Consider the following 3,386-nt stretch of genomic DNA (forward strand, 5'->3'; position numbering starts at 1 on the left):
ACCACCGCGCAGCTCTCCGCCTTCACCAGCCTGATCGACAGCGGCAGCGCCACGACGCAGTTCCAGGTTTACCTGCGCGGCGCCGGCGGCGTGGTGGATTTCACCAGCCGCGTGACCGGCGCTGACTCCGTCAACATCTCGGACGGCGGACTGACGGCGGGCGCGACAGTCACCGGCTCGTCCAATGCCGACGTGTTTAACGATTCGCAGTTCAACGACGTTCTGAATGGCGGCGCGGGCGCCGACACGTTCAACGACAGCTACAGCGGCGACGCCGACACGTTCAACGGCGGCGCCGGCGCCGACACCTTCCAGCTCAACGTCGGCGGCGCCGGCGCGGTGGATGGCGGAGCCGACACCGACACGGTCAAGTCTTACGACCTCGGCGGCTACAGCTTCAGCAATGTCGAGGTGCTCGACACCTACTTCGTCTTCGCCACGACGGCGCAGCTCTCCGCCTTTACCAGCCTGATCGACGGCGGCGCCGCCACGACGCAGTTCCAGGTTTACCTGCGCGGCGCCGGCGGCGCGATCGACTTCACCAGCCGCGTGACCGGCGCCGATTCCGTCAACGTCTCCGACGGCGGATTGACGACGGGAATGACGGTCACCGGTTCGTCCAATGCCGACGCGCTCAGGGATTCGCAATTTAATGACACCTTGAACGGCGGCGCAGGCGCCGACACGTTCAATGACGACCACAGTGGCGATACCGACACGCTGAACGGCGGCGCCGGCGCCGATACCTTCCAGCTCAACGGCGGGGCCGGCGCGGTGGATGGCGGAACCGACACCGACACCGTCAAGGCATACGACCTCGGCGGTTACAGCTTCAGCAATGTCGAGGTGCTCGACACCTACGACGTCTCCGCCACCACCGCGCAGCTCTCCGCCTTCTCCAGCCTGATCGACAGCGGCGCCGCCACGACGCAGATCCAGTTTCACCTGCGCGGCGCCGGCGGCGCGATCGACTTCACCAGCCGCGTGACGGGCGCCGACTCCGTCGTCGTCGCCGATGGCGGGCTGACGGCGGGCATGACGGTCACCGGCTCCTCCAACGCCGACGTCCTCAACGACTCGCAGTTTGACGATGTTCTGAACGGCGGCGCGGGGTCCGACACGTTCAACGACAACTCCGCTAACGACACCGACACGTTGAACGGCGGCGCCGGGGCCGACACCTTCCTGCTCTACGCCGGCGGCGCCGGAACGGTGGATGGCGGAACCGAGACCGACACGGTCAAATCCAGCGACCTCGGCGGCTGCAGCTTCAGCAATGTCGAGGTGCTCGAAACCTGGTCCGTCTACGCCACCACCGCGCAGCTCTCCGCCTTCACCAGCCTGATCGACAGCGGCAGCGCCACGACGCAGTTCCAGGTTTACCTGCGCGGCGCCGGCGGCGTGGTGGATTTCACCAGCCGCGTGACCGGCGCTGACTCCGTCAACATCTCGGACGGCGGACTGACGGCGGGCGCGACAGTCACCGGCTCGTCCAATGCCGACGTGTTTAACGATTCGCAGTTCAACGACGTTCTGAATGGCGGCGCGGGCGCCGACACGTTCAACGACAGCTACAGCGGCGACGCCGACACGTTCAACGGCGGCGCCGGCGCCGACACCTTCCAGCTCAACGTCGGCGGCGCCGGAACGATTGACGGCGGAACCGAGACCGATACGGTCAAGTCCTACGACCTCGGCAGCTACAGCTTCAGCAATGTCGAAGTGCTCGACACCTATTCTGTCTACGCCACGACGGCGCAGCTCTCCGCCTTCTCCAGCCTGATCGACAGCGGCCATCCCACCACGCAGATCCAGGTCTATCTGCGCGGCGCCGGCGGCGCGATCGACTTCACCAGCCGCGTGACCGGCGCCGACTCCGTCAATGTGGATGGCTACAGCTTGACGGCGGGCGTGACGGTTACCGGCTCGTCCAATGCGGACGTTTTTTCCGGTTCAAGCTACGCCGACATACTGAGGGGCGGCGCGGGCGCCGACACGATTTATGGCCTGGGTGGCGTCGACGTTCTGGAGGGCGGCGCCGGAAACGATGTCCTCGATGGCGGCGGTGAGGGCGACACGGTGTCCTACGCAGGCGCCACGGCCGGCGTGACGGTCAACCTGGCGACCACTGCCGCGCAGAACACCGGCGGGGCCGGGACCGACACGCTCAAAAATTTCGCCAATCTCACGGGGTCGGGTTTCAACGACCAACTGACGGGCGACGCTTTCGCCAACATCCTTGACGGCGGCGCCGGCGACGACATCCTCAACGGCGCCGGCGGCGCGGACGTCATGATCGGCGGGCTGGGTAACGACACCTTTATCACCGATGGCGGCGACACCATCACCGAAGCCGCCAGCGCCGGCGCGGACACGGTGCAGAGCTCGGTCACACTGACGCTCGGCGCCAATCTCGAAAACCTGACCCTCACCGGGACCGCCGCGATCAACGGAACCGGCAATGCGCTCAACAACACGATCGTCGGCAACGACGCCGCCAATGTGCTCAACGGCGGCGGCGGGACCGACACGCTGATCGGCGGTCTCGGCAACGACACCTATGTCACCGATGGCGGCGACACGATCACCGAAGCCGCCAGCGCCGGAACGGACACGGTGCAGAGCTCGGTGAGCCTCACGCTCGGCGCCAACCTTGAAAACCTGACCCTTACCGGAACAGCGGCGATCAACGGAACCGGCAACGCGCTCAACAACACGATGACCGGCAATGCCGCCGCCAATGTGCTCAACGGCGGCGGCGGGACGGACACGTTGATCGGCGGCCTCGGCGACGACACCTATGTCACCGACGGCGGCGACACGATCACCGAGGCGGCGAATGCCGGCACGGACACGGTTCAGAGTTCTGTGAGCCTGACGCTCGGGGCGAACGTCGAGAACCTGACCCTCACCGGGACCGCGGCGATCAACGGAACTGGCAACGCGCTCAACAACACGATCGTCGGCAACGACGCCGCCAACGTGCTCAACGGCGGCAGCGGGACCGACACGCTGATCGGCGGCCTCGGCGACGACACCTATGTCACCGATGGCGGCGACACCATCACCGAGGCGGCGAATGCCGGAACGGACACGGTGCAGAGTTCTGTGAGCCTGACGCTGGGGGACAATCTCGAAAACCTGACCCTCACCGGGACCGCCTCCGACGGAACCGGCAACGCGCTAGACAACACCATCACCGGCAACGACGCCGCCAATGTGCTGAACGGCGCGGGTGGAGCTGACGTCCTGATCGGCGGCCTCGGCGACGACACCTATGTCACCGATGGCGGCGACACCATCACCGAGGCGGCGAATGCCGGAACGGACACGGTGCAGAGCTCGGTGAGCCTCACGCTCGGCGACAATCTCGAAAACCTGACCCT

The 3,386-nt window shown here is 66.4% G+C and carries 1 protein-coding gene; it reads left to right on the forward strand.

The annotated features are described in order from the left end of the window. Positions 1 to 3,386: beta strand repeat-containing protein (locus GJ654_RS20935; RefSeq protein WP_196305647.1), on the forward strand; the 3,386-nt coding region annotated here is incomplete at both ends.

Source organism: Rhodoblastus acidophilus, assembly GCF_009720655.1.
Classification (GTDB): domain Bacteria; phylum Pseudomonadota; class Alphaproteobacteria; order Rhizobiales; family Beijerinckiaceae; genus Rhodoblastus; species Rhodoblastus acidophilus_A.